The organism is Anaerofustis sp. LCP19S3_F7, assembly GCF_052119445.1.
Taxonomy (GTDB): domain Bacteria; phylum Bacillota; class Clostridia; order Eubacteriales; family Anaerofustaceae; genus Anaerofustis; species Anaerofustis butyriciformans.
On sequence record NZ_JBQKFF010000027.1, the window covers coordinates 1 to 1354 of the forward strand.

The 1354-nt window shown below is 28.4% G+C and carries 1 protein-coding gene; it reads left to right on the plus strand.

Features of this window, described 5'->3' with window-relative positions; all coding sequences use genetic code 11:
• The first annotated feature begins 191 nt into the window (after positions 1 to 191).
• Positions 192 to 1187, plus strand: coding sequence for a LacI family DNA-binding transcriptional regulator (locus ACTQYZ_RS10025; protein ID WP_441023589.1), 996 nt, complete (start codon positions 192 to 194; stop codon positions 1185 to 1187).
• The last annotated feature ends 167 nt before the right edge of the window (positions 1188 to 1354 follow it).

The following is a 1354-nucleotide window of genomic DNA, read 5'->3' on the forward strand; positions in this document are numbered from 1 at the left end:
ATATTATATAAAATTATATTAAATTTTTCATTATTTTCAATCTACTTTGTATTTATATGTAGTTTTTTTTAATTATTTTTATTAAAAAATCATAACTAATTGAAAATCATTACATGATGTGGTAGAATAATTTAAACTTTTACATGACAATGAAGTTTATAATGACAGAGTAAAAATATGGAGGTGCTAAATTGAGCGCAAAAATTAAAGATGTTGCAAAGAAAGCTAATGTTTCTATAGCTACCGTATCGCGTGTAATAAATAATGTACCTTTGGTAAATGAAGAAACAAAAGATAGAGTTTTACAAGCAATAAAAGAAACAGGATACAGACCTAATGCCATAGCAAGAAGCTTAAAATTACAAAAAACTGAAACTGTTGGTGTTGTTATACATGATATTACAATACCATATTATGCACAAATGGCTAGAGGTGTACAGGATATAAGCATGCAGAGTGGATATAATGCCATAATTTGTAACAGTGATGCAGATAGTAAAAAAGAAGAAGAATTTATGGATTTGTTTTATCAAAAACAATGTGATGGAATTATATTTGCGGGCAGAGAACTTGATGAAGTTGTAAAAAGAAAATTTGAATATATGAATATGCCTGTAATATTATGTGGTGTTGAAGATCCTGCAGGTAAATATTCAAGTGTTATAAATGATTATAATCAAGGTATTTATGCATTAATGGAATATATAAAAGGAAAGGGGCATAATACTCTTGGTTTAATACATGGTGATAAGAATAGAGATTATAATGCTAAGAAGAATGAAGAAGTAATTTTTTCTACATCCAAAATGCTTGGAATGAAAATAGAAAAAAATAAGATATATGAAAATGCCTTTACAATGAAAGGTGGATATTTAGCTATGCAGGAAATGTTAAAAGGAGATCTTCCTAATGTAGTTATATGCGGAAATGATGAAATGGCTCTTGGTGCAATAAAAGCTATTGAAGAAGCAGGAAAAAAAGTTCCTGATGACGTAAGTATTGCAAGTTTAAATTCTTGTGAAGTCGGAAGATGGATTAACCCAACTCTTACAAGTATAAATCACTATATGTATGATGTTGGAGCAATAAGTGCAAGACTTCTTGTGAAATTGCTTGAAGGTGAAGACTTGAAAGAGAAAAAAATAATAGTATCTCATAGTATAATAGAGGGTGAATCCGTAAAGTAAACAATGAATTTTAAGGGCTGTTTATACAGTCCTTTTTTAATTTTATAAAAAAAGTAAAAAAACTGTAAAAAAGGTATTGACAATAAGGAAATAAAGTGATAATATAACAAAGCTGTTTCAAGCGGGGAGCTGGATAAGTATACGAGAAGAAGTCAATGAAAAAAAAT